At 60.9% G+C, this 24,851-nt stretch carries 20 protein-coding genes; 4 read left to right on the forward strand and 16 right to left on the reverse strand.

Annotation, left to right across the window (positions count from 1 at the left end; genetic code table 11):
* Nucleotides 1–205: 205 nt before the first annotated feature.
* From FX984_RS04990 to FX984_RS05010, 5 genes are all read right to left on the reverse strand, one after another.
* Nucleotides 206–1,660 carry an outer membrane protein transport protein gene (locus tag FX984_RS04990; protein WP_027608590.1) on the reverse strand — a complete coding sequence of 485 codons (1,455 nt, stop codon included), beginning with the start codon at nucleotides 1,658–1,660 and terminating at the stop codon, nucleotides 206–208.
* A 131-nt stretch (nucleotides 1,661–1,791) separates the two neighbouring features.
* Complete coding sequence (praB, locus tag FX984_RS04995) at nucleotides 1,792–2,286, reverse strand: alkane oxidation protein activator PraB (RefSeq protein WP_027608591.1); 495 nt, start codon at nucleotides 2,284–2,286, stop codon at nucleotides 1,792–1,794.
* Nucleotides 2,287–2,409: 123 nt separating this feature from the next.
* Nucleotides 2,410–2,904, reverse strand: coding sequence for an alkane oxidation protein activator PraA (praA, locus tag FX984_RS05000; RefSeq protein ID WP_027608592.1), 495 nt, complete (start codon nucleotides 2,902–2,904; stop codon nucleotides 2,410–2,412).
* 117 nt (nucleotides 2,905–3,021) lie between these two features.
* The gene (locus tag FX984_RS05005; protein ID WP_092356800.1) at nucleotides 3,022–4,302 is read right to left on the reverse strand and encodes an alkane 1-monooxygenase; all 1,281 of its coding nucleotides are present in this window, start codon (nucleotides 4,300–4,302) and stop codon (nucleotides 3,022–3,024) included.
* Between the two features lie 294 nt (nucleotides 4,303–4,596).
* Nucleotides 4,597–5,595 (reverse strand): alpha/beta fold hydrolase, encoded by a 999-nt coding sequence (locus FX984_RS05010; RefSeq protein ID WP_154905340.1) that lies wholly within the window; start codon nucleotides 5,593–5,595, stop codon nucleotides 4,597–4,599.
* Nucleotides 5,596–5,871: 276 nt separating this feature from the next.
* On the opposite strand from FX984_RS05010, the gene FX984_RS05015 reads away from it, so the two are divergent.
* Genes FX984_RS05015 through FX984_RS05025 form a run of 3 tightly spaced genes read left to right on the forward strand, consistent with a single transcriptional unit; the run spans nucleotide 5,872 to nucleotide 9,146 of the window.
* Nucleotides 5,872–7,410, forward strand: coding sequence for a flavin-containing monooxygenase (locus FX984_RS05015; protein WP_146478010.1), 1,539 nt, complete (start codon nucleotides 5,872–5,874; stop codon nucleotides 7,408–7,410).
* The gene (locus FX984_RS05020) at nucleotides 7,407–8,297 is read left to right on the forward strand and encodes an SDR family NAD(P)-dependent oxidoreductase (RefSeq protein ID WP_146478009.1); all 891 of its coding nucleotides are present in this window, start codon (nucleotides 7,407–7,409) and stop codon (nucleotides 8,295–8,297) included. Before FX984_RS05015 ends, FX984_RS05020 begins: the two co-directional genes overlap by 4 nt.
* A 15-nt stretch (nucleotides 8,298–8,312) precedes the next feature.
* Complete coding sequence (locus FX984_RS05025) at nucleotides 8,313–9,146, forward strand: metal-dependent hydrolase (protein ID WP_027608597.1); 834 nt, start codon at nucleotides 8,313–8,315, stop codon at nucleotides 9,144–9,146.
* Here the strand turns inward: FX984_RS05025 and FX984_RS05030 are convergent.
* Nucleotides 9,143–11,218 carry an EAL domain-containing protein gene (locus FX984_RS05030; protein WP_146478008.1) on the reverse strand — a complete coding sequence of 692 codons (2,076 nt, stop codon included), beginning with the start codon at nucleotides 11,216–11,218 and terminating at the stop codon, nucleotides 9,143–9,145. The two genes, FX984_RS05025 and FX984_RS05030, sit on opposite strands and share 4 nt — an antisense overlap.
* A 287-nt stretch (nucleotides 11,219–11,505) precedes the next feature.
* Between FX984_RS05030 and FX984_RS05035 the strand changes: the two genes are divergently transcribed.
* Complete coding sequence (locus FX984_RS05035) at nucleotides 11,506–11,835, forward strand: DUF6388 family protein (protein WP_027608599.1); 330 nt, start codon at nucleotides 11,506–11,508, stop codon at nucleotides 11,833–11,835.
* Between the two features lie 8 nt (nucleotides 11,836–11,843).
* On the opposite strand, the gene FX984_RS05040 is transcribed toward FX984_RS05035, so the two are convergent.
* From FX984_RS05040 to FX984_RS05085, 10 genes are read right to left on the reverse strand one after another with little or no spacing between them, the layout of a single operon-like run.
* The gene (locus tag FX984_RS05040) at nucleotides 11,844–12,686 is read right to left on the reverse strand and encodes a serine/threonine-protein kinase (RefSeq protein ID WP_146478007.1); all 843 of its coding nucleotides are present in this window, start codon (nucleotides 12,684–12,686) and stop codon (nucleotides 11,844–11,846) included.
* Entirely contained in the window at nucleotides 12,683–13,399 is a 717-nt protein-coding gene (locus FX984_RS05045) for a PP2C family protein-serine/threonine phosphatase (protein WP_092357246.1), read from the reverse strand. The genes FX984_RS05040 and FX984_RS05045 overlap by 4 nt, the downstream gene beginning before the upstream one ends.
* A gap of 5 nt (nucleotides 13,400–13,404) precedes the next feature.
* Nucleotides 13,405–16,779 carry a type VI secretion system membrane subunit TssM gene (gene tssM, locus FX984_RS05050; RefSeq protein ID WP_146478006.1) on the reverse strand — a complete coding sequence of 1,125 codons (3,375 nt, stop codon included), beginning with the start codon at nucleotides 16,777–16,779 and terminating at the stop codon, nucleotides 13,405–13,407.
* A gap of 15 nt (nucleotides 16,780–16,794) precedes the next feature.
* On the reverse strand, nucleotides 16,795–17,658 hold the full coding sequence (gene icmH, locus FX984_RS05055; RefSeq protein ID WP_092356783.1) for a type IVB secretion system protein IcmH/DotU: 864 nt from the start codon (nucleotides 17,656–17,658) through the stop codon (nucleotides 16,795–16,797).
* A gap of 5 nt (nucleotides 17,659–17,663) precedes the next feature.
* Nucleotides 17,664–18,992, reverse strand: coding sequence for a type VI secretion system baseplate subunit TssK (gene tssK / locus FX984_RS05060; RefSeq protein WP_092356780.1), 1,329 nt, complete (start codon nucleotides 18,990–18,992; stop codon nucleotides 17,664–17,666).
* Nucleotides 18,979–19,479, reverse strand: coding sequence for a type VI secretion system lipoprotein TssJ (tssJ, locus tag FX984_RS05065; protein WP_027608605.1), 501 nt, complete (start codon nucleotides 19,477–19,479; stop codon nucleotides 18,979–18,981). Before tssJ ends, tssK begins: the two co-directional genes overlap by 14 nt.
* Before the next feature lie 5 nt (nucleotides 19,480–19,484).
* The gene (gene tagH / locus FX984_RS05070; RefSeq protein WP_027608606.1) at nucleotides 19,485–20,669 is read right to left on the reverse strand and encodes a type VI secretion system-associated FHA domain protein TagH; all 1,185 of its coding nucleotides are present in this window, start codon (nucleotides 20,667–20,669) and stop codon (nucleotides 19,485–19,487) included.
* A 16-nt stretch (nucleotides 20,670–20,685) separates the two neighbouring features.
* Nucleotides 20,686–20,817 carry a type VI secretion protein gene (locus FX984_RS32660; RefSeq protein ID WP_081744502.1) on the reverse strand — a complete coding sequence of 44 codons (132 nt, stop codon included), beginning with the start codon at nucleotides 20,815–20,817 and terminating at the stop codon, nucleotides 20,686–20,688.
* 59 nt (nucleotides 20,818–20,876) lie between these two features.
* Nucleotides 20,877–22,409, reverse strand: coding sequence for a sigma-54 interaction domain-containing protein (locus FX984_RS05080; protein ID WP_108572858.1), 1,533 nt, complete (start codon nucleotides 22,407–22,409; stop codon nucleotides 20,877–20,879).
* A complete protein-coding gene (locus tag FX984_RS05085) occupies nucleotides 22,406–24,844 on the reverse strand; it encodes an AAA family ATPase (protein ID WP_146478005.1) in 2,439 nt (812 codons plus the stop codon). Before FX984_RS05085 ends, FX984_RS05080 begins: the two co-directional genes overlap by 4 nt.
* Nucleotides 24,845–24,851: the final 7 nt, after the last annotated feature.

Below are 24,851 nucleotides of genomic sequence, written 5' to 3' on the forward strand. Positions count from 1 at the left end.
ATCGACCTGCGGCGTAAAGCCACACTACAAACTTGGAAAGATAAATTCAAATTTTGTTTTGAAATTTTTATTTAATGCTTGGGCGAAAAAATAGCGGCTGAATGAATCAGCCTGGAATGCCAATACTCAAGGAACTGTCGACGTGGAATGAGGGTGAAGGCATCAAGATGCGCCTGGTGCCTTTTCCATCACCCTCTATGAAATATCAGAACGCGTAGGTGGCCGACACGCTCACCACATCGCCCGACGACTCCGCCTTGCCATTCAGGCTTGCGCCACCCAGGCGATCGACGTTTTGAGTCTTGAGCTTGACCTCTTGCACGAACTGGTGGGAATAGGCCAGGTCAAGACTGAGGCCCTTGATTGCTTTCACATCGTAACCAGCCCCCAACGACAGGAATGTACGGTCGCCATCCGGGATTCGCGGGTCGCGGGTCGAATTGCGTGTAGGTGTCTGGTCAAGGGCTACACCTGCACGCAAGGTCAACTCATCGGTCAAGCGGTAGTCACCGCCGAGGGAGTACATCCAGGTGTTCTTGTAGTTGTAGGGAATGGACACAATGGTGGTGCCACCGGACTCGAGCGTCAGGTCTTTGAAAGAGGACCACTCAGTCCAGGTCACACTGGCCCCCATCGTGAAGCGATCGTTGAACTGGTGTACCCAGTCCAGGCCGGCCGTGGCAGGAATGTCCAGTTGGACACTGGCATGGGCGCCGTCCGGTGCCAGCTCTAACCCTGGATAAGCGGTATTCACCAACGTACCGCTACCGCCAAACGGACTTGGCTGGGTCATCAGGTTGTAGGAAAACTGATCGGCGTAAATATTGTATTTGCCGGTCATCTTGTTCTTGATCTTGGCGTGGTAATTCAAGCCAAGGGTGTCTCGCTCCGTGGGTTTCCAAACAATGCCGGTAAACCAGCCCGCTGAAATGTTGTCGACCTTCACACGCATCAAGGCATTGCCGACATCAGATGGAAAATTGATCCCGCCCAGCACGGAATCGGACACCGCGGCGGCAGACAACAAGTCCACGTTTTGGCTGACGAAGCCCTTGCTGTGTTGCACGATCACGCCACCGCCGATAGAAAATTGATCATTCACCTTAAAGGACAGGGATCCGGTCAATCCTACGGTTTCAATTTTGGTGTCCACTGCAAAGTCGCGCAGTTTCGAGTCCTGATCCCAAGTGGAGCGCATACCTTGCGGCACAACCTGGCTCAGGCCGAAAGCAAACCGATCCCCCAGGGGCATGACCATGAAACCGGTTGGCAACCAGGCAGTGAACCCGCCTTGACCGCCGTCGTTGCTATTCACCGTGGTCGCTGCGACGTCGGGAAAACCATTGGCGTCCAAGGGCGTATTGGAAATCGGGTTGCCTGCATAATCAGAGGCGTCACCTTTGTATTTGATCTTGATGCGGGCGTAGTCGACGGTAAATTGCGCCACGTTGTGTTCGACAAACGCCATGGCCGCCGGGTTGTTGTATGCGGAACTGGGATCGTTCTTGAACAACGAGCCACCGGCAAATGCCCGGCCCCAACCGGGTGCGCCGTAGGTCGGAGTTGAAAAACCGCCGGCCTGTGCAGGCGCGTTCACCATCGCCCCGCCTATCAGTGCCAGCCCCAGCAAAACCTGCACGTGTTGTTTCTTATTATTCATGCGGCACTCCTTATTGTTATTTCTCTGAGCCGGCCCCGCCGGTTCGTTTTGCTTCCGGCAGTTCACAAACTGGCGCCCGATCGAGGCGCCAGTCTTTCAACAGGTGATCAGCCCGGTGTGTCAGTTACCCATCAAGGCACGATGGTAAATGTCGGGCTTGGGGTAACGCTCAGGCTCACCACGGTGCAGCTGCCGCTCAAGGTCTGGTTGGAGGCGGTCAGCACACCCCCGCTGTAGCCCACGGTGATGGTGGATGGACCGCAATTGGACGCCGGATACAGAACCGACGCGGCGATGGTGTAACCAACGTTGCTGACCGAGCCCGCAGCGGCACCGGTGGCGGTCAAGGTCCATGGCAGACCGGTGATTTTCGGCAGCGCACAAAGACCACCGCCGGTCACCGCCACACCGGTGATTTTTGCCACACCGCTGGCATCGACGTTCCCGGTAAAAGTTGCGCCGCAGTTAACAGTGGCCTGGAACGACGATGGCGACTTCACCGAAATGGTGCCTGGCGCAGTGAAGCTCGAGTTCACCGGGGTGATGCTATAGGCATTGGCCATCGAAGCAGCACCCATGCAAACAGCCAAAGCAGACAACGATACGAGGGTTTTCAAGCTTTTCATTGTTTTTCCTCACATGTTATGGCGAGTCATTTCGCCAGGGGGTAATGGCCATGAACGAGAGGTCACGGTGAAACTGCAGAACTTCCCTTTCCAGCCAAATTTCAATTCAATTACCGCAGCACGCTATTCAACAACTTTGAAGTTCGGCGGCATCTTGATCGACACCGTCTTGATCTTGCAGTCTTCGCCAATCGGTACATTGGCGGCTTCCAACTTGCCGGTGGCGTTATCCCAGGTGCCATCGGCGGTAGAAGGCCCGCACTTGCCGCCCAGGCCGAAGGCGTGAACATCCACACTGATCTTCGACATGGAACCGCTCCTGGTATCTTTGGCGACCAGGATCCACGGCAAGTTGATGGCTTCGACGCGACTGCACTTGAGGCCGCCGTCGAATTCGACTTTGTCGACATTGACCGAGGAACCGTCCGCAGCGACCTTGCCGGCCACCTTGATGGTGCAATCGGCGCTGATCAGCGCGCCTTTGGAGAAGCTGATCGGGCCCTGGGCGGTAAAGGCGCTGCCCGCCGGTTCGATACGCGCGGCCTGGGCCTGGTGATAGGCGATCAGGCCCAGCACGGCCAATACGATATGGGTGGTGAACTTGGCAGGTGTTTGCATGGTGTACGTCCTTCCCTTTAATTATTGTTGTTCGGGTCAAAGCACTTTCTCGGGGCGATAAAATCCTGCGCGGCAATCAGGCCCCGAGTACACGACAACACTAAGTGTTACTTCAGATCAAAACGGCTTGGCACTGCCGCTGTACTTCTCCAGGTACTTCAAACGCTGTGAAGGTTGAAGATTGGTCAGGGTGATATCCCCGGCATAATGATTAAGGACTCGATGATCCATGCGCCGCCGCCACAAGTACGGTACATAGGCCCAGACAATCATGCTCGCGTAACCATAAGGCAGTTGCGGCGACTCATCGAAGTGGCGCAACGACTGATAACTGCGCGTCGGGTTGGCGTGGTGATCGGAGTGCCGCTGCAGTTGGAACAGAAAGATATTGGTGACAATCCGATTACTGTTCCAGGAGTGCCGAGGCGAACACCGTTCATAACGACCGTTGGGCAACTTCTGGCGTTTAAGGCCGTAGTGCTCCACATAGTTCACCACTTCCAGCAACGAGAAGCCGTAGATGCCCTGGATAACCAGGAACGGAATCACCGCAGCCCCCAGCCAGGCAATCATCGCGCCCCACAACACCACGCTGTACATCCAGGCACTGAGCACAGCGTTTTTCCAATGCCAGGCCGGCAGGCCGAGTTTGCGCAGGCGCTCGCGCTCCAGGTTCCAGGCCGAGTGTGCGCTGAACCACACCGAGCGCGGCAGGAAGGCCCAGAAACTTTCACCCAGCCGCGAGCTGGCCGGGTCTTCCGGCGTGGCGACGCGCACGTGATGGCCACGGTTGTGCTCGGTGTAGAAGTGCCCGTAGAAGGTCGGCGCCAGGGTGACCTTGGCGAGGAACACTTCCAGGGCATTAGGCTTGTGCCCCAGTTCATGGGCCGTGTTGATCGCGATACCGGTGGCGGCTCCGGTCGACATGGCCATGCCCAGGTAAGTAAACCAGCTTGGTTGGCCATGCAGTTGCGCACGCTCAGTGATGTAACCGGCGGCGCGGGCCAACCAGCTGGAAGGTTCAAGGTTGGCGGTGGCGTGCAGCAGGCCGCCCCGGATGATCCAGTCGATGCCGCCGGCGGCCAGCCATCCGGTAATCACCACCGACGCGATGACGAACAGCACGCCGATGTAGACGATCCAACGGTAATAACTTTGGGATTCAAGGTGGTTGACGGCGGATTCGGGCGGGTTGCTGATGTCTTCGCCGAGCAGCCCGTCGATCAGGGGGATCAGGCCAAAGATCACCAGTACGCCGACCCACCACAGTTGCTGGATGCCAGTGGCAATGGCGAGGGCGCCGGACAACAGAGGGGTGGCCAATGGCAGGATGCCCAACCACCACAGGTGGCGCTTGCCGTCGGTCCAAACGCTTGGCGCTGCCAGAGTCCGGTTCATGGCAGCCTCCTTGGCAGGCAGGCGGAAAACAGGTTCAGGGAGCGCTGGGTGCTCCGGGAAATCAACCATGCGATAAAAGACGTTTTTTTCATTTTTATTCGCTCTTAGGCATTTCAAAAATCATTTCAAAATAAATATTGAAATATTTTTTTAAATAAATAGCGCGGAATCGTTAGGTCGTCAACTACTTTTTCGAGGCCTTTTTTACGTGACTGGACAGTCTGTTTTTCAGCTGTTTGGTCAGGTCTCTAGGGCAGGCATTTGCGACGTTAGACCCGACAATGAGGGCCACGATTATTTGTTCGCCAAGGCAAAGGGCGGATGCAGGACCGTGGCCGTTTCCACCGGGCGCACGCGCTTGGCCACGTGCAGCACGGCCTCGACCACCCGCGCCGTGGCGGTGATCGGCAGCATGTGGCCACGCCCTTCCACCACTTGCAGCTTGAGGCCGGGCACTTTATCGGCGAGGGCCTGGCCATGCCGGCGAAAGTCCAGCACCTTGTCCCGCGCGCCATAGATCAGGCCGATGGGCAGGGTCAGTTGGGGGTAGCGCTTGACCATCCCGGGCAGGCAGTCGTTGACCAGCGCAATCTCGCTGGAGGCAGCGTAAAAGTTGTCGGGGCGCATCCCCAGCAAGCCGCCGCCCCGGGTGGCGAAGTCCTCGGGAGCGGCGTCCGGCGCAAACACGCCCTTGACCACCGAACGTCGAGTCAACAGGCCCATGGGCACGGTGAGGGTATTGGCCACAAAGCGTCGCAACCAGGCCGGTCGCACCGCCAGCGACCAGAACACCAGCGGCAACCTGGGTTGGGGATGGGTCAACGGTGCCACCAACACCAGGCCCGATACAGCCTGAGGATGATCGAGGGCCAGGGCCAGGGAAATCGCGCCGCCGAGGGAATGCCCGAGCACCAGGGGTTTGTCCAGGCCAAGCTGGTTGATGAAGGCCGCGACTTGCCGCGCCTGGGCCGGCAAGTCCGCAGCGGTACCTTTATGCCGCGTGGAATACCCCGACCCGGGACGGTCGAGGGTGATCACCCGAAAGTGCTCACGCAGCTGGCCGGACAAGGCATAGGTCAGGTTGCGACTGCAGCCCATCAGCCCGTGAATCATCACCAGCGGTGGGCCCTTGCCCTCTTCCACATAATGAAAGCGCTCGCCATCCACCTCCACGAAGCGCCCGTTGATTGGAACAGCGGCTTCGATGCGCCGTGTCATCCAGGCGCTGAAACCCCATAGCACCGCACTTGCCCCCACCAGCACACCTGCAGCAGTCACCCATTGCACAGCCATAGCTCGTCCTCGGCTTCCCTGTGACCGGCGACCTGACCGGAATTGATCAAGGCCTCGGCCAACGTCCACACCCTGGACCTGAACGGCGTGCGTACCACGCTCGTCCGTCGGACAAGTCGCACATAAGGCACAAGGTCCTAGCGTAGGCGCTATTTTCAGGTAGATTATTTAAAATCTTTTTTAAAATAATTAATTCAATTTTTCTTTGCAATGGTGTTCTATCTAAAAGACACAACAAAAAACAGGAGCACATCCGATGCCCATGAAGGACCGCCTATGAATGCCCACAGTGATTCCATCGACATCGCCATCATCGGTTCGGGTTTTGCCGGCCTGTGCATGGCCATCAAACTCAAGGAAGCGGGGTTCACCGACTTCTTTATCGCCGAGCAGGCCGACACCCTCGGCGGCACCTGGCGGGACAACCATTACCCAGGTTGCGCCTGCGATGTGCAGTCCCACGTGTATTCGTTTTCCTTTGCACCCAACCCGGACTGGACTCGACAGTTCGCGCCGCAAGCGGAAATCCGCGCCTACCTGGAACACTGCGCGGTGCGCTTCGGATTGGCGCCCTACCTGCGTTTCGGCATGGGCCTGAAGCGCGCGGTGTTCGATGAACAGCTACAACGCTGGCAGTTGAGTTTCAGCGATGGCCGCCACGTCAGTGCGCGGGTGCTGGTGTCGGGCATGGGCGCCCTGGCACGCCCGGCGCTGCCGGCGATTCCGGGGCTGGACACCTTCAAGGGCAAGCGCTTCCACTCCCAGCAGTGGGATCACGCATACGCCTTGAAGGGCAAGCGCGTGGCGGTGATCGGCACGGGGGCCAGTGCCATCCAGTTCGTGCCGCAGATTGCGCCGCAGGTGGCGCACCTGGATCTGTTCCAACGCACGCCACCGTGGATCATGCCCAAGCCCGACCGCGAGATTTCAGCGTTCGAACGCTGGCTGTTCAAGCACCTGCCTGTTACCCAGCGTCTGGTGCGTGGCGCCTTCTACTGGGCACTGGAAGGCCGTGTGCTGGGCTTTGCGCTGCACCCACGGCTGATGAAAATGGTGCAGAAAGTCGCCCTGCGCCACCTTCGCAAACAAGTGGCGCGCCCTTCCCTGCGCAAGGCCCTGACGCCGGACTACACCATCGGCTGCAAGCGTGTGCTGATCTCCAATGACTACTACCCGGCGCTGTCGCGCAGCAATGTCGAGGTGGTGACCGACAAAATCCTGCGCATCGAAGCCGACGGTGTGATCACCGCCGACGGTATCAAGCACCCGGCCGACTGCCTGATTTTCGGCACCGGCTTCCAGGCCACCGACCCGCTGCCCCGGGGCTGCATCATCGGTCGCGACGGTGTGGACCTGATGGACACCTGGCGCGACGGTGCACACGCCTATAAGGGCACCACGGTGCCGGGCTATCCCAACCTGTTTCTGATCATCGGGCCGAACACCGGCCTGGGCCATAACTCGATGATCCTGATGATCGAGGCGCAGGTGACCTACATCCTCGACGCGCTCAGGCAGATGCAGCGCCATCGCATCGCCACGGTGGACGTCAAACCGATGGTGGAACAGGCCTACAACCGTCAATTGCAAGACCAACTCAAGCGCACCATCTGGAACACCGGCGGTTGCCAGAGCTGGTACCTCGACCCACGTACCGGCAAGAACACCACCCTGTGGCCCGCTTCGACATGGCGCTTCAAGCGGGTCACCCGGCAGTTCGCACTCAAGGACTATGCGGTCGACCTGTTGCCCCTCACTGTTCCCACCCGCCCGGCCACGGCGCCCCACTCCACCGCAGAAGGCAGCCTCTCATGAAGTCATTCAACGGCCGCGTGGCGGCGATTACCGGCGCGGCATCCGGCATGGGCCGCGCATTGGCCCTGGCACTCGCGCGCGAAGGTTGCCACCTGGCACTGGCGGACAAAAACGCCCAGGGCCTGGAGCAGACCCTGGCACTGATCAAGACCTCAACCCTGGCGCCGGTGACGATTACCACCCAGGTGCTGGATGTGTCCGACCGCCAGGCCATGGAGGCTTGGGCGGCGCGCTGCGTGGCCGAGCATGGCCAGGTCAACCTGGTGTTCAACAACGCCGGCGTGGCCCTGTCGAGTACGGTCGAAGGCGTGGACTACGCCGACCTGGAGTGGATCGTCGGCATCAACTTCTGGGGTGTGGTCCACGGCACCAAGGCGTTCCTGCCGTACCTCAAGGCCAGTGGCGACGGCCATGTGATCAACACGTCCAGCGTATTCGGCCTGTTTGCCCAGCCCGGCATGAGCGGTTACAACGCGACCAAATTCGCCGTGCGCGGCTTTACCGAAGCCCTGCGCCAGGAGCTGGACCTGCAACGCAGCGGCGTCTCGGCCACCTGCGTGCACCCCGGCGGCATCCGCACCGATATCTGCCGCAGCAGCCGCATCGACGCGAACATGACCGGCTTCCTGATCCACAGCGAACAGCAGGCCCGCGCCGACTTCGAAAAACTCTTCATCACCGATGCCGACCAGGCCGCCAAGGTGATCCTGCAAGGCGTGCGCAACAACAAGCGTCGCGTGCTGATTGGCCGCGACGCGTATTTCCTCGACCTGCTCGCCCGTTGCCTGCCGGCGGCCTATCAAGCGCTGGTGGTGCTGGCCAGCAAGCGCATGGCCCCCAAGCAACGCAGGCCAGTGTTTGAAACCAACGACGAGCCCCGTCTCTGAACAGGAGCACGAATCATGTTGCCGATCCGCCGCGACCTCCATTTTGCCCTGCCCGCCGAACGCATCACCGACTGGCACGAACAGGGCCCGTTCATCACGCATTTCTTCAATGCCTTGTCGCTGCTGTTCCCCCAGGGCGAACTGTTTTTCATGGACAGCGTGCGTCACTACCGCAAACGCGTCGACGATCCGGCGCTAAAGAAACAGATCCAGGGATTTATCGGCCAGGAGGCCATGCACAGCCGCGAACATGTGGCCTATAACGACCTGATGCAAGCAGCCGGGCTTCCGGCGCACACCCTGGACCGTCGGCTTAAATTCATTCTCGATCTGCAGAAGAAACACTTCGCACCGTCGTTCAACCTGGCGATCACCATTGCCCTTGAGCACTACACGGCGATGCTCGCGGAAATCCTCCTGAGTGACCCGTCGCGCTTTGGCGATTCGCTCAAGGGCTACCAGCAGATGTGGTATTGGCACGCCCTGGAAGAGACCGAACACAAGGCCGTGGCCTTTGATGTGTGGAACACGGTGATCAAACCCGGGCCCAAGCGTTACCTGCTGCGCACCGGGACCATGCTGACAACTACGGTGTTTTTCTGGCTGGTGGTGCTGGATTTTCATGTGCGTCTGTTGATTGCCGACCGCAAGGCGGGTGGGCACCTCAAAGGCTTCTGGCGCATGTTGAAATTTCTTTATGGCCCCAAGGGCGTCTTCCCACGCATGCTGAGGCCGTGGTTGCACTACTTCAAACCCGGCTTTCACCCCTGGGATCACGACAACCGTGCACGCCTGGCAGGTATCGATCGCTTGGTCGAGGAGATCGAACAGACCCAGCGCGGCTACTAGACCTGCGCCATGGCCGCACGCTCGCGCACAAAACCTTCCAACTGATCGCCCGGCAGTGCCTTGCTGAAATACCAGCCCTGGATAATCAGCTCGGCGCCGGTGTTCAAGAAGGCCAACTGCTCGGCGGTCTCCACGCCCTCCACCACCACGCCCAGGTTCAGCGCTTCGCAGAAACGCAGCATGCCGGTCAGGACCTGGGCGCCCTTGGGATCGTGCTGCGCCACCACGAAACTGCGATCGATCTTGATGAAGTCCACCGGGAACTGGTGCAGGTAACTCAAGGCCGAAAACCCGGTGCCGAAATCATCGATATAGACCTTGGCGCCGATGCCCTGCAGTTTCTGGATGTTCTGGCGCGTGGCAGGGATATCGCTGACCAGCGCGTCTTCGGTGATCTCCACCGATACCTGGCCATGGGCCTGGGCGAGGATCTCCACCAGGCGCTCGCCGTGGGCGGCGTCGGTCAGGGTGGCGCTGGAAATATTGATGGTCATCGGCAGGGTAAAGCCGAGTTTCTGCCATTTCTGGTACTGGCGAATCGCCTGGGATGCCACCCACATATCCACGTCCGGCATCAACCGCGCCTGGGCCAGCCATTGCAGGAACTCCCACGGTGAATGCACCGTACCTTGGGCATCGCGGGCGCGCATCAGCGCTTCGCAGCCAGTACACAGCCCGGTGCGGGTCGAGACCTGGGGCTGGTATTCAAGGTAGAACTCATAATCGCTGATCTGCTGGATGCGATTCAGTTCATTGGCCTGGCGCGCCAGCGCCTTGTGGGAAGCCAGGACCGGGTCCAGTTCGCGCAGCCGGCCTTTTTCTTCCAGGCCGCGGAAGGTCATGTCCAGGGACTTGAGGTACACCGTGCCACCTTCGGCAGCCTGGCGATGAATCGCGCGCACATAGGGTGCATACACCAGCGTGCCCAGGCCCAGGAGCGTCACTTGCAGCGCGACGGCCGCCAGGTCGCCATGAGTACTCAGGTAGGCATTGAGCAACACCGGTGCGGTAAACGGGACGCTGGCCACCGCCGGGGATACCCAGCCCAGTTGCACCACGGTAAGCGCCACCATTGCGTTCAACGCAGGCACCAGCAGAAACGGAATGAACAGACGCGGGTTGAGGATGATCGGCAGGCCGAACAGCAGGACTTCACTGACGTTGAACAGCGAGAGCGGCAAACTCGCCACGGCCACCAGGCGCATGGACTGGCTCTTGGAAAACAGCAGGATTGCGATCAACAAACACAACGCACCGCCCGAACCACCGATAAAGGCAAAGCTGCCCAACAGGCCGCCGTTCAGCACATACCTGATTGGCTCGCCCGCTGCCAACGCGGCGCCGTTGAGCACCACGGCCTGGTCCAGCACATCAAACAGCGGTTGCATGGCATAGACGCCGTGAACCCCGAAAAACCACAACAGCGAGTTCATCACGGTGACAAACAAACCGCTGCCGTAGGGCGACTCCAGCGCATCGAGCACCTGGGGGCCCTGCAGCTGCGCCACATAGGGTATCTGCAACAACAAGGACAGCGCAGCCACCAGCGCCAGGGCGGTAATAGCCCCTGGCACTACCATATTGATCGTGCCTCGCAGGTTGTACCCCACCAGGTCTTCATTAACCAGGCGCGTCCAGCGAAAACGGTGCAGCCAGGCCAAGGCCGGTACATTCAGCAGCGGCGAGGCAATAGCAATAAACAGCAGGAAGGTGGCCGATGCCCGGGGATATTCCCGCAGGATAAACGTCGCCAAGACCACATGGGCCAGGCACAGGAACGCCACCGGCAATTGCGGCAGGCGGTGCTGGATCGCCAGCATGTAGCCAATGGAGGCGGCCACCAGACACGGGATCACCGAACTGATCTGATTGTGCAACCCCGCCAGGAAGCTTACCACCTGCGGGCTGCAGCCCAACACCCGAGCGCATTCGGACAGGATCAGAAAGGCCGCAGACACCAGCAGGCACGGCAAGATCCACAGCAGCCCTTCGCGGATCGCTCGCAACGAATCGGCACTGGCCAAAGCGGCCAGGCGCTGGGTAAAGAAAAGTTTGAACAGCGTTTGCGCCATGACCCATCCCTCTGCCCATCGCCCGCTGCCCTTGGAAAGCAGGGTCGGAAGCACCGGGGCTAACGCTACACGTCCTGGCACCGGGAGCGAAAGTCCTTTGCCATGGGTATCGGTGAATTTCCAGCAATGAGTGACAGTCAAAGCCGGGTATCTCCAATAGTTTAATTTTCTGGTCTGGACCGGTCCTGGAATCTGCTTCAATACCCGTTATCCGTGTTGCTTGTGCACACACGGCTTGCCCCGGGCCAGAAACCGAGGCCTGGTCCCACCTGATTTGGAGCACGCCCTTGTCACCTCCCGGCGATAACCACCAGCTCGCGCTGGATCGATTCCTGAACGAACATCCCGATGTGGCTGCCGAACTGAACACCCTGAACCCACTGGCCGCTCAGGCCAAGGGTGAAACCCTGGCACAGTACCGCGCCGAACGGCTGCATGAAGCCTTCGAGGCGGAAGCAGAACGCCTGGGTTTGTTTGCCTGGGAGCTGACCCTCAGGCTGACCAGCCAATCCCCTGCTGACTTCGAGGCGCGGCGCCTGGAAGTACACAAGGAAGTTGCCCAGATGGCCGGCTTGAGTTGGACCGAATACTGCCAACTGCATGATTTGGCTGATTGACACCCCCACTACACAAACCAGTAGCGCCGTCGTCTATTCATCGCTTCGCCCAACTCCTCGACGGCAATGGTTCGGCACTCAGGGTCCAGGGCCAGCGCAGAACGCAATGCCGGCCAGCACCGCCGAGGTAATTGCCGAGGCCTGGACAATGGCTGATCCGACTGATGCTCGCCGGGGCGCCGTCCCTGGGCGAGCTCATAGATTACGCAGGCGGCGCCATACAAGTCGGCCCTGGCGGAGATGTTCCCCCCGGCCACCAGTTCCGGCGCCGCATACCCGGGCGTCCAAGCCTTAAAGCGACTGCGACTCAAAGTGGGCAGCCCCGCAGCCTGCTCCGCCTCGGCATGGCCCAGGCCGAAATCGAACAGCCGCACTCCCTGCTCGCCCAGCATGATATTGGCCGGTTTCACATCGCCATGGAGAACGCCCCGCCTGTGGGCATAAGCCAGTGCATCCAACAGTTGCAGGGAGATGGGTTGCAACTCCCGCCACGGCAATCCATCCGGGCACTCCGAGAGGATGCGGTCAAGGGTCCTGCCCTGCAGCAGTTCCATGGTGAAGAACGCCACCTGACGCGGAGTATCGACCTCGAAAGCGTACGTTCTGACCACGTGATCGTGCCGCAGGCTCCGGGTCAGGGCGAACTCGCTGTACAGCAATACATGGCCGTCGGAAGATTCGGCAAGCGTATCGCTCAACAACTTGAGTGCCACCCACGCGTCGGGCTCGCCGAACGCCTCGTGCAGCATATCCCGGGCTCGGTAGACCACTCCCATGCCACCGCTGCCCAATAACCGATCCAGCTGATAGCGTCCCGCAAGCAGTTTCGGCGGGCCGGCGACCTCGCTCATGGCTGGACTACCACGGCCGTCAGGTCATCCTGGGCCGCCCCCCGTAGCACGTCGGAAAACAACCGATCCACTACCTGTCGGGGCGGCCCCACACTCAGGGCGCTGCCCAACTCGCCATGGCTGAGCCCCTGATACAAACCATCGCTGCACAATAAAAACACATCCCCAGGTTGGGTAATGAACTCCAGCACCGCCAGGCTCAATGGCTGCCGCCCACCGATGGCACGGGTCAAGGCCCTGGCATCCGGATGCGCCAGGGCCTGCTCCAGGCTCAATTGCTGCTTGTCCATCAGTTGCTGCCACAGGGAATGGTCCCGCGACAGTTGGTACAAACGTCGTCCCCGCCAAAGATAGCAACGGCTGTCCCCGACCCAGATGCAGGCTGCGCGATTACCCTCCAGCAGCAACGCAACCACGGTGCTGCCCATGATGCCGTCGGCAGCTTGTTCCGTGGTGGCTTGCCCCATTTGACGGTCGAGCCGTCGCAAGCAGCATCGTATGGCATCGATCCGTTCGTCAAAGCTGCCCTGGTCGGGCAACGAAGCCAGGCTGCTGATGACCCAGTGGCTGGCCACATCCCCAGCCAGATGCCCACCCATTCCGTCCGCTACCGCCCAACAACCGCGCCGGGGGCAGTCGAGGAACGCATCCTCATTACGCGCGCGCGTCTTGCCTCGCGCCGTTCGCCCGGCGCTGCACCCATCGGCATGCACCTGCCTCACAGTTGCTCCGGCAAACGGAAGGTGCGCCAGTTCGCCATCTGAAAAGGACCAGGGTTGCGATGGCTGTTGAGCAGGAAGGTGGCATGCGTGCCAGCGAGCTCAGCCTTGAGCAGCCGAGAACCCCGGCCGCTCCCAGGCTCACTTTGCATCAGCTCGAAAAACCGGAACAACGACCAGGGACCAGCGTTTTTTTCCATGCCCAGCGGCCGCTCCGCCCCCCGCTCCAGCACCAGGCTGCTACGGCCATCGTCCGCCTCGCCTGGCCACTGGAAAGCCATGGGCACGATCGGGCCATGGCGGTATTCAAGGTGTTGATCACCAATGCTCAGGATCGCTCGGCTGACCGCCTGGTCCAGGCTATAGGGCGCCAGCGTGAAGCGAACCGCCCACTCACCCTGGTCCTCGGTAAAAAACCCCTGGCGAATCACCTGGGCCTTCGTCAGCTGGTCCAGCAATGAGCGCGACAGCGCCAGGCTACGGCCATCCAGGCCGCGTAGACGATAGCGACCGGACTCGGCACTGACAAAGGCCCGCAGGTAGCTTTCATAAAAGCGCGCCATGCCACCCCGCGGCTTGAAAAAGTCCTGGAAATCGCCAAGGGCAACATCACTCTCGGACCGTGGGTTGAATGGGTACCGACGCTGGATCGCCTTGGCGTAAAAGCCATAGACCTCACTTTGGTAACGCTGATTTATATACACATACGCATCATCGAGCAGCAGCCGCCAACTGTCATCGGCAATGCCTTCAAACCACCCCTTGACCGGCAACGGCAGGCGCCCGGCAGCATCCCGCAGATTCCCCAGCAATGGCTGCTGCCCTTCCATTCGTTGCCTGGCCATCATGAATGCCGCCTGCCCTGGGGTAGCTTCGCGGTTAAGGGCCGCCAGTTGCAGATGCCATTCATCGAGCAGCCGCAACGCCTGCGTCAGTTCAGCTCCAGGGTTCTGATCCGCGTCCAGCAATTGATGCAGGTGCTCGAACCGACGCTGCAGTGCACGCCGGGCAGAATCAGGCTTTGCCTGCCCATGCAGCTGGCTGGGCAGCACGCTGGAAGCGCTGGTCCCGAACTCGCCGGAGGGCGGGCTGAAATCCTCAAGGGGATCGTTGGTCGACAGCAGGCGTGTGTTTTCCCGAACCTGTCGCAACAGCTGCATCAACGGCGACTGCGCTGACGCCAGGCTGGCAAGCCCGTCAGCATGCTGGCTCAGGCTGTCACTTTCCTGCAGGCGCACCTGGCCAATGGCTTGGCTCCAGGTGTCGGCGTACTCACTGAAATAACGTTGCTCGAGCTCCAGCATCAACTGGCGCAAATCCAGGCTGCTGAGGTCTGCGTCCTCCCCAAGTACCCAGTTGTCCTGAACAATGGCATTCACCAGCCGAGAGCCCTGCCTTTCGAAGTACTGCACATACCGCCGGGTATAGAAGCCGGGGATGGGCTGCTCGACCGCTGCGAACCCCCTCCCCTCGGCCAGGCGCAAGGGCTCAAGGTCACGCGCCTGGTCACGCAGCACCCGATAGACCACGCCCGCCAACGACTCGCCGCGCAGTTCCTGGCGGGCCTCGGCGAGCAGCTCAACGTTCAAGGGCATCGCGAAGGGGCGCTCAAGCAGCCGTGCAAAATGTGCATTCAATCGTTTCTGCACCGAAGCATCCCCGGCATAGCGCACAGCCCAATGAACGGCCACGCGCTGCGCCAGCCAAACCTTATCGCGACGCTCGCGAAGACTGAGCATCAGGTAAGCCCGCAGGATGTCCAAAAGCCCCTCGCGGTCGCCAAGGCTGGCCCGTACCTGTTCTTCAAGCATCGTAGATACCAGCGGCAACAACTGCTGGTGCAGCAAGTCTTCATAGGCACTGACCAACAGTGGCCGACTCGCCTCCCCTTGATACAAGCCGCCCCGCTCCACCGCACGAGCCTCCGCCAACGCTGGAAACACTTGGGTCGCAGCCAGGCGGTCGTCCAGCAGAAGCAGGAGCACCAGGGTATCGTCCAGACCGGGTGACGCGGGCGGCTGTGGCTTGAGCAGTTGCGCCAGTTGCACCAGCCGCTGGTGATTGATCGAATAACTGTGTGCCCACAGCCACCCCGCCGCGACAATGACCAGGGAGGCGGCCAACGCCAGCAACCCTTGGTGTCGACGGATACGCTGTCGTTCCGGAGTCTGCAGCCCGGCGAGATTGGCCTCGGCAAAAATCACCCGCTTGAACAGGCCCTGGACGAAGTAGGAACGCCTGTCGGCAGTCTGCGCACTCGTCAGGTAAAAGCCACGCAATCCGTTAATACGCTGAAAGCGATGAGAGGAGAACGCAGACTCCACAAACAGGCACAAACGTTCACCGATTTGCGCAGCCTGCCGAGGAAAATCGAGCATCAGCCCGCGACGTTCGATATTGCGTTCCTGATGCAAACGCGCAATCAGCTCTGCTCCAAGGCGTTGCAGAAACGCCTCAAACGCTTCGCGAACCTGGGTGATCGCGGTACCGGCCGGACCTGTTGCCACGGGTTCTCCGAGCAGGGCTTCGGCGCCGTCGCCCTGGGACGCATCGAAGAACTCGACAAAGCCCGGCAACCGGTCAGCCTGGGTCAATACCAGATAGATCGGCACATCCACATGCAGCATCTGCTGTACGTCCTGCAACCGGGTGTGCACGTGGCGCGCATGCATGTCCAGGTCGCGATCATTGCTGCCAAGCAGCGTCTCCACCGCCATCGTCACCACCACGCCATTGAGGGGGCGAGCCCTGCGCCGCAATCTGAGCTGCTCCAGAAACGTCGCCCAACCGGCCCCATCCACGGCACTGTCAGGTTGGGCCAGGTAGCGCCCTGCGCTCTCGACAAGGACAGCTTCGTCGGCGAGATACCAATCAAAATACTGGGTTGCGCCCGGTGCCATCGCTTCCTCCCGATCAAGTGGGAACTGCGATCCGCAGGCGGCCAGCAGACGGGTTCTGCCGCTGCCCTGCTGGCCGAGCAACAGATACCACGGCAAGTCGTTGCGCCAACGCTCATTGCGCTCGCCATAACGACGGGAGGTTTTCAGTGTGTGCAACGCCTCCTTGAAACGCCCCCGCACCTGCCTCCGCTCTTCGTCAATCAACCCCTTGCGTTGGTGGCGCTCCTGGTGCTGGCGCCGATTCAATCGTGCGGTACGGCGTGAGTCGACCATGACCATCGCTAACCCCCACAGCAGGAATAACCCGCTTATGGTCAACAGACGAGCTGGAGCGCCCTGCCAGAAACGGTGGTCGTCCACCGCCAGCAATGGCCCGAAAAACCACACCAGCAACGCGCTGGCGAACACCACAAACAGGCTCCAGACCCAAGTCTTGCGCAGCGCCGTGCCCACGCCCTTGAAGAATGCGTTCATTCATTGCTCCCAGCGTTACAACGGCGACCGTGTCTGATCCGACGCCAAAGATTGAAAAGGTTGCAGCACCGCCATGCGTTCATTGCCCAATGCCCAGGCAAAACCCAGGTACATGGCCAGCAAACAGGCGAGCGTGAAGACGACGACCCCGGCAGGGGAAAAGATGTGCATCCCGGCACCCGGTGCCTGTGCTGCGGCAGCGGGTACAGGCATCGGCGGGCGCTCACCGCGCACATGCCGGATCTGTCGATACAAGCCATCGCGTACCGCTTCCAACTGCGGCCCGCCCCGCTCCATGACGCGGTATTTACCTTCAAACCCCAGCGACAGGCACAGGTACATCAACTCCAGCATTGCCAGGTGCTTGACGGGGTCGCGGGATAAACGCTCCAGCAGTTGGAAGAATTTTTCGCCACCGAAGGTTTCGTTGTGAAAGCGGCTCAACAGGCTGGATTTCGACCAGTCACTGCGACTGCCCCACGGGGTAGTGACCACGGCTTCGTCAATAACGCTGCACAGTACATAGCGCGCCGACATGACCTGCCTGTCCTCTGCACCCTGGTGCAAGGCATACGCTTCAAACGCCGTGATCCCCGACGACAACCTGTCATTGAGGGCCTGCAAGCTTTCCCGGCCGGAACTGCGCTTGAGTCGAACGACCTGCGACAGGAGTTCCCAGGCGGCGGCCACCAGGATGTTGGGCCCGATCTTGAAACTCTGTGCCCCTTGCAGGCTGGCGGTGTAGATCATCCGGTCTTCCAACCGTTCGAAGCGCGGTGGCGATGGGAAGTCCGTCACCGGCGCCCCTGCGGGCGCGCGACCATCGAGGTCAAGCAGGATAGTTTTTTCGTCCTGCGGGTATTCGCTGTCCATTGTCATGGCATTCAGTTCCTGATGGCCCAGAAATTGAGTTTGAGTTCGGCAAACTCGCCACTGGCGTGGAAGGCAAAACCGCCCGATTGTTCCAGCTGCGTGATATCACGGGCACTGAGTTCGAGCATGAAATAGGTCTTGCCGGCATGGAACGGGATCTGTCGGGGCGCCACCGGCAGTGGCTTGACCTTGATGCCGGCCAGATGCAGATTGACCAGCTCGCGGATGCGTTCCACGGAGCCGATTTTCAAGTGCGCCGGAAGGCGGTGGCGCAGCTCCTCCGAATCGCATTGGGCAGTTGCCGCCAGAATGAATGTTGCGCTACCCAGCAGTTTGAGATCACTCACCGGACAGACCAGCACACCATACTGTCGCGGCTCCAACGGGAGCTCAGTGGCGTGTTGTTCCAGCACCAACGACAGCACGGTGCGAATGCCTTCCATCAACCCACGAAAACTCGCCCCCTGCTCACCATGCTGGTAACGAGTCTCCAGTTGCGCGCGTTTGTTGTCGGTGGCGAACGTCGACAACTCGCCGAGGATCGACAACAACTGCCTGTACAACACCTCCGGACGTACCTGGCTCTGACTCAGGAAGTGACGCAACACCAGCTCGGTTCGATTGATCAGTTGCAGCATCAGGAAATCGCCGACCTGGGCCCCCTCCGCCCCGCCACCTCCCCGGATCCTCGCGGCAATCGCATCGCCTCGGGTGCCCAGCAGACTCAGCACTTCCTTGATACATGACGCGACATAGCCTGAGCCCTGCACATAGATAAACGCCGGTACGAAATCCGCGTCCAGCCGCACGCCGCCCTCGCGGGTCGAATCCAGCACCCGGGCAACCTGGAGTTTCACCTGCAACGTGTCACTGGTTTGCTCCCCTAACAGCAATCGCAGGTCCGGGCGTGCGCAGTTGATCCGGCAACGGGAATCAAAGCCAGCGTTCGAATCAGTGATCTCCGCTTCGCAGCTTACGTAGCGCGCCAGCACATCACTGTGCTCCTGCTGGCGCACTTCCACCTGATTGCCGATGGCCAACGGCAACGCCAGGTAAATGGCTTGCCCACTGGTGTGGGCAGGAACCTGCAACGCCAGTGGCTCCATCACGCTGCTCAGCTCGAACAAGCTGCCATCGGGAAATACACCGCTGGCCTGGTTGACGACCAGCTTCCCCAGATTGAGGTACTGCATATCGACATCAAGGGTCAGGAACCCCCAACCATCAATGCCCAGCAAACGGGTACGGTTGAGTTGCTGGTGGTAGTAACGGTCGTTGTGCTGCAAGTGTTGGGGGCGCAGCAGCATGCCCTCCTGCCACACGACTTTATGAACCTGCATGTCTATCCTCCGACCTCCGGGCTTGAGGGGTAACGACGCGAACCCCGGACTCGTCGAGCATCAGCTCGACACGCGTCAGGCGCTGCCGGGCGACGGGCAGCACAAGCCGCCATTGCACATGGGGCAGGTCCCGATAGGCAGCCACCACCCCGACATAACGACTCTGTGGTTCGACACTGAGCTTCAGCGCCAGCCGCTCACCGGGGCGCAGCTCCAACTCCTCGCTGTTGACCCAGTCCTTGGGCAGCGCCTGCTCTGCGCGGCTATAGAGGGTGAAGAAATCAGCGTTTTCGAACGCCACCGCGTGCCGCAGCTCCAGCAGGCGCACCACGATGGGAGACGGGCGACCGTGAAGGTCGCGGTTGACGCCGTCGCTGGCGCTCAACGCCAGGTCCAGCTTGGTCAGGGTTGAATACGGTGACACGCTGGCACACCCGGTCAGCAGGCCGAGTACAAGCAGCATTGACAGAACGGCAGCTCGATACATGACAGTCATCCCGGATAAGGCGCATGCAGCGTGGCGACCAGGCGCACCTGCTCCGCGTAGGCTTTGGAAAATTGGTTACGCAACAGCTGCTCGCCCAAGGGTTGCTCGTCGATAAGGTGTCGGTAATGGCGCTGGTAGGCCCGCCAGTGGGCTCCATCGGTAGAGAACCTGGCCGGCATGTCCTGGCGCTCGAAGCACAGCAACAGATGGCTTGGTGCAAATGCCTCCACAGCGCCACGTATTGCAGCACGGCAAGCCACGACCAAGGCCAGCTGGTGGATTTGCATTTCCCGGAATGCCTGGGCGACCGCTACCTCTGCAGGCAGCGGGCCCGGCTCACCGAGGCCCAACAGTGAGGCCAGGGCAGACGGGGTATCGGTGCAATCCTTCAAGGGGTTGTGACTCTTAATGGCAGGCACGGTCCAACCGAGGTTCAACTCGCCGTTCAGCTCATCGCGAGTACGCAGACTCTGCTGCAGCCCTTCGATGGTTTGCCTGAACAGACCAGCCACCTTGATCGCCAGGGCTTCGCATGCCTGGGTATCAAGCGTATCCAGGGGCACGCCCATCGCGTCCGCGAACTGCGACCAGAATGGAGCACGACTGGCTGCAGTCACCTGGGCGGGTTGAGTCGAGGCCTCTTCCGTTACTGGCTCGGCCCATCTCGGCACGATCAGGTGATCCCGTTCCAGGGGGCAGTGGGACAGTGCGCAGGCCGCCCTCGCAGCCGAGAGTTTCAGCGCCTCCGGATCCCCGGGTGAGCTGCCATGCACCTGCTCGCTATCGAGTGCTCGCAAGGGGTCAAGCACCAAAAACGCGTCATCCGGAATCGTATCGTTGCCGAAAAACACCTGCCGGCCATTTTGTCTCCCGGGCGCCACAAGTCGTGCACGGATATCCACTGGCCCCAGTTGGTAGACATCACCCTCGCTGATCAGTCGTGCCTGCCCTTTGCACAAGCGCTCCGCGCTGCCCGACACGCCAATGCCATTGCTGCTGATGTCGGTGAAAAAATACTGGCCATCCCGGTAACTGACCAGGCCATGATGACTGGAGAGCAAGCGACTCGCGTCCGGGATGACCCAGTCACAGCCGATCCCGCGGCCGATCACGCCGCCGACGCCGTCGAATGTCTTACAGGATGCAGGCTCACCGCTTCCGGTATTGCACACCTCAAACACTAGTTGCATGACAAGGCTCCGCTGTTCAATCGCTGCGACGTGTCGCCTGGGGGTCACCCAGCGGACGGTAGTCAGCGTCATCAAAAACGTAATTGGCGTTGCAGCCGCTCAACAAGCACAGGACAAGCCCCAAGGATTTCCAAGTACGAAGTGGCATCAGGTATCTCCAATGAAAGTAAGGCTGGCGGCGAAGAGTGGAAGCCATACGTGCACCATTCAGCGTCCCCCTCGGACATCGCCGCCAGGGATGTTCAAGCGTGCAAGGCGGTAAAGCAGGGTGCGGCGTGCTAGCCCCAACTCGCGTGCCGTACGGGTCCGGTTGCCACGGTTCTTGTGCAGGCAGTCGATCAGGAATACCCGTTCAACCCGTTCCAGGCGCTGGCGCAACGTCGCGCCGACGGCAATAGTGGTCGGCCCGGACGACAGGCCCAGGTGTTCAGGCAGCACCACTGCGTCGTCACACAGCAGTACCGCGCGCTCGACCAGGCATTTGAGTTCACGGACATTCCCGGGAAAAGGGTGGCACGAGAGTTGATCCAAGGCCGCAGCAGACCATTCCACCGGCGAGAGCCCCATTGCCGCGCAGGCCGATTGTGCGAACTGTCGCGCCAACAGCAGCACATCTGCGTCGCGCTCGCGCAAGGCCGGCAATTCGATCGGGAACTGCGCCAGTCGGTAGTACAGGTCCTCGCGAAAACTGCCCTCCGCCACCATTGCAGCCAGATCACGATGGGTCGCTGCGATAATTCGCACATCGACCTTATGGGCCGCATCGGCTCCCAACGGGCGAACCTCGCCTTCCTGCAACACCCGCAGCAGCTTGGCCTGGAGTGACAGCGGCATATCGCCGATTTCGTCGAGGAGCAACGTGCCGCCATCGGCGGCGTCAAATAGCCCCGCATGGTTACGTTCGGCGCCTGTAAAGGCGCCCCTGCGATAACCGAATAGCTCGCTCTCCAGCAGCCCCTCGGGAAAGGCCGCACAGTTCTGCACCACAAAGGCTTTGCTACTGCGCGGCCCGGCAGCATGGATGGCCCGTGCCACCACCTCCTTGCCGGTTCCGGTCTCCCCGCGCAGCAGCACCGTGCAGGGCGCATTCAGCACCTTGCCGATCAGCCGGTAGGTTTCTTCCATGGCTGCGCTGTTGCCGATCAGCCCATACGTCATACGCGCCGAGGGTAGACAAGGCCTGGCCTGGGAGCCGTTGTGCGGCGGACGCACACGTCGCAACAGCGCCAGCTGACTCAAGGCGAAGCTTGCCAGTTGGCTTAACGAGGGTCCGTAGTCCTGGAGCAGTTTCGGCCGCTGGCTGGCGCACAGCAATAGACCGGCAACGGCCTTGTGGCGAGCGAACAGCGGCAGGCATATCAACGAGTGCCAGGGCGTAGCTGTCGCGGGTAGAAAACCGCTTTCGTACACACTGTCGTCCAGGTTATCCACGCTCAGGATACTGGGATGGCCGAGCACGTGACGCAACAGTTGCTGATGCTGAAAGTCTGCGCCGCAAGCACCCTCGCCGAGGGGCAATGCGCCAGGAAAATACTGGGCAATCAAGTCCAGCCGACCCGTGTCCTCGTCCCGCCAATATAACTGGCCGAGTTCGCATTCACTCAGTTGCGCAGCCGCTGCAACACACAGGCCTGGCAACGTTGTCTCGTCACCCTCGATGCCCATTCGGGTGAACCAGGCCAGCAACGTCTCGGCGTAGGCCAGGGGCTGGGGTAAAGGGGCCAGCACATCGTTCATCATTGGCTGAACTCACAGATCGGCAGCCCGTCACCATCCAGGCAGGCGTGGGCCCGCGACAGCGGCTCACCCATCGCCACCGCCCCAAGCAGTCGATCGACCATCTGCGGCAACAGGTGGATCTCGATCCATTGGTCGATGTACCGCGCTCCGCTGTCGCTATGGACGCACCGCTCAGCCATATGCGTGACCAGTTCGGCCGTATAGCTCAAGGCCAGCTTGCGTGACTGCAACCTTCGCCCAAGACGGTCGAGCTTGAGTCTTGCCAGGTCATGCAACACAGCGCCCATCAACGGGTAATAGGGTACGACTCGCATCCGGGCGAGCAGTGCCGGTTTGAAATAGTCGCGCAGCAGAGGGTGAATTGCGTCCTGCAGCACCTGTGTGCCAGGTCGTCGGCCGCCTGCACATAAGTCGATAATGCAATCGCTGCCCAGGTTGGAAGTCATCAGGATCAGCGTATTGCGAAAATCGATTTCCCGGCCTTCGCCATCGTTGACCAGCCCCTTGTCGAAGATCTGATAGAACAGGTTCAACACCTCCGGGTCGGCCTTTTCGACTTCGTCGAGCAGCACCACCGAATAGGGGCGCCGGCGCACGGCTTCCGTCAGCACTCCGCCCTCTCCATAGCCGACATAACCGGGAGGTGCGCCAATCAGCCGAGACAGGGCGTGTTTTTCCTGAAACTCCGACATGTTGAGGGTGGTGACAAAACGCTCGCCGCCATACAGCAAATCACCCAGGGCCAAGGCCGTTTCGGTCTTGCCCACACCACTTGGGCCTACCAACAGAAACACACCGACCGGCGCATCGGCCTTGTTCAGTCCGGCAGCCACCGCGCGCAGGTTGCGGTCGAGCGCCTGTATGGCAGGTTCCTGGCCGAGAATGCGCGACCGCAGCGCATCGGCAACCCCCAGCACCGATGCACTGTGCTCAAGGGACAGTTGTTCAACCGGAATGCCGGTCCAGGCGCTGATGACCTGTGCCACCAGTCGCGGGCATACACGCAACGGCTCCGCCAACGCGCGCTGTTCCAGCCAGCGCTGCTCCTGAAGTTGACGCTCACTCTCGACAGCCGCCAATCGCAGGCCCAATGCTTGTGCAGCCGGCTCATCCATTGGCAATCCGGCGTCCCTGTCTCGATTCAGCGAGTCGCGCTGCCGCGAGCCTTCAGCGTGCTCGGTACACAGGCGCTCCAATGCCTCGGGCACCATTATCTGGTTGATTCGCGCACGTGCGCAGGCGGTGTCCAGCACATCCACGGCCTTATCGGGCAACTGACGCCCTGCCAGGTAGCGGGCGCTCATCTGCGCCGCCGCGACGACGGCATCGTCACGTATATGCACGCCATGGCTGGATTCGTAGGCCGGGACCAGCCCGCGCAGGATCGAAGTCGCCTGTTCAACGCTGGGCTCGCCAACCAGCACAGGCTGGAAACGCCGCGCCAAGGCAGGGTCTTTTTCAAAGTATTTCTTGTATTCGGACCACGTGGTGGCAGCGAGGGTACGCAACTCACCGCGGGCCAGGGCCGGCTTGAGCAGGTTGGCGGCATCGCCGGCACCCGCCTGGGCACCCGCCCCCACCAGGGTATGCGCCTCGTCGATAAACAGAATCACCGGTGTCGGCGCGGCATTCACTTCGTCGATCACGCCTTTGAGACGCCGCTCGAACTCGCCCTTGATGCTGGCACCGGCTTGCAGCAGTGCCATGTCCAGGGTCAGCACACGCACACCCTTGAGTGGCTCCGGCACCTGCGAGCTGGCGATGCGCAGGACAAGGCCTTCGACAACCGCGGTCTTGCCCACCCCGGCCTCGCCGACAAGGATCGGATTGTTCTTGCGCCGCCGCATAAGGATGTCGATCAGTTGGCGGATCTCACCCTCGCGACACAGCACCGGGTCGATACGCCCTTCCTGGGCCTGGCGTGTCAGATCATGGGTAAAGCGCGCCAGCAGTGACTCGCCGCCTGCTGCCGGGCAGACGTCAGGCCCCTGGTCCAGCACAAACCCCTGTATACGCTGTGCATCCAAACCGCTCAACAACTCGTGATAGCCGGTACCCGCGTGCTGCAGCGGGTGACGCAACAACGCCAGTAACAGTGCACCGTGGTCCACGACGCTCTGGCGCAACTCCAGATGGGCAACCATCAACGCCTGTTGCAACCACTGCACGAGGGCCGGGGCGAACACCGGATTACGCGTGGCACTTGCCTGCCCCTTGGGCTGCAGCGTTGCTTGCAGCGTCTGCGCCTCGATCCCGGCGTCGGCCAAGGCTCGTATCAAGAGCCCCCTGGGACGTTCCAGCTGGGTCAGTAGCAGGTCTTCCACCAGGACCTCCCTGCCACCTCGCGTCACGCAACGTTCGGCCGAGCGCTCCAGGTCCTGACGGACTGCGGGCGTCAATGTCAGGATCAGCTGTTGCAGGTCTACATTCATCATGGTCATT

Source organism: Pseudomonas marginalis (assembly GCF_008692035.1).
Taxonomy (GTDB): domain Bacteria; phylum Pseudomonadota; class Gammaproteobacteria; order Pseudomonadales; family Pseudomonadaceae; genus Aquipseudomonas; species Aquipseudomonas marginalis.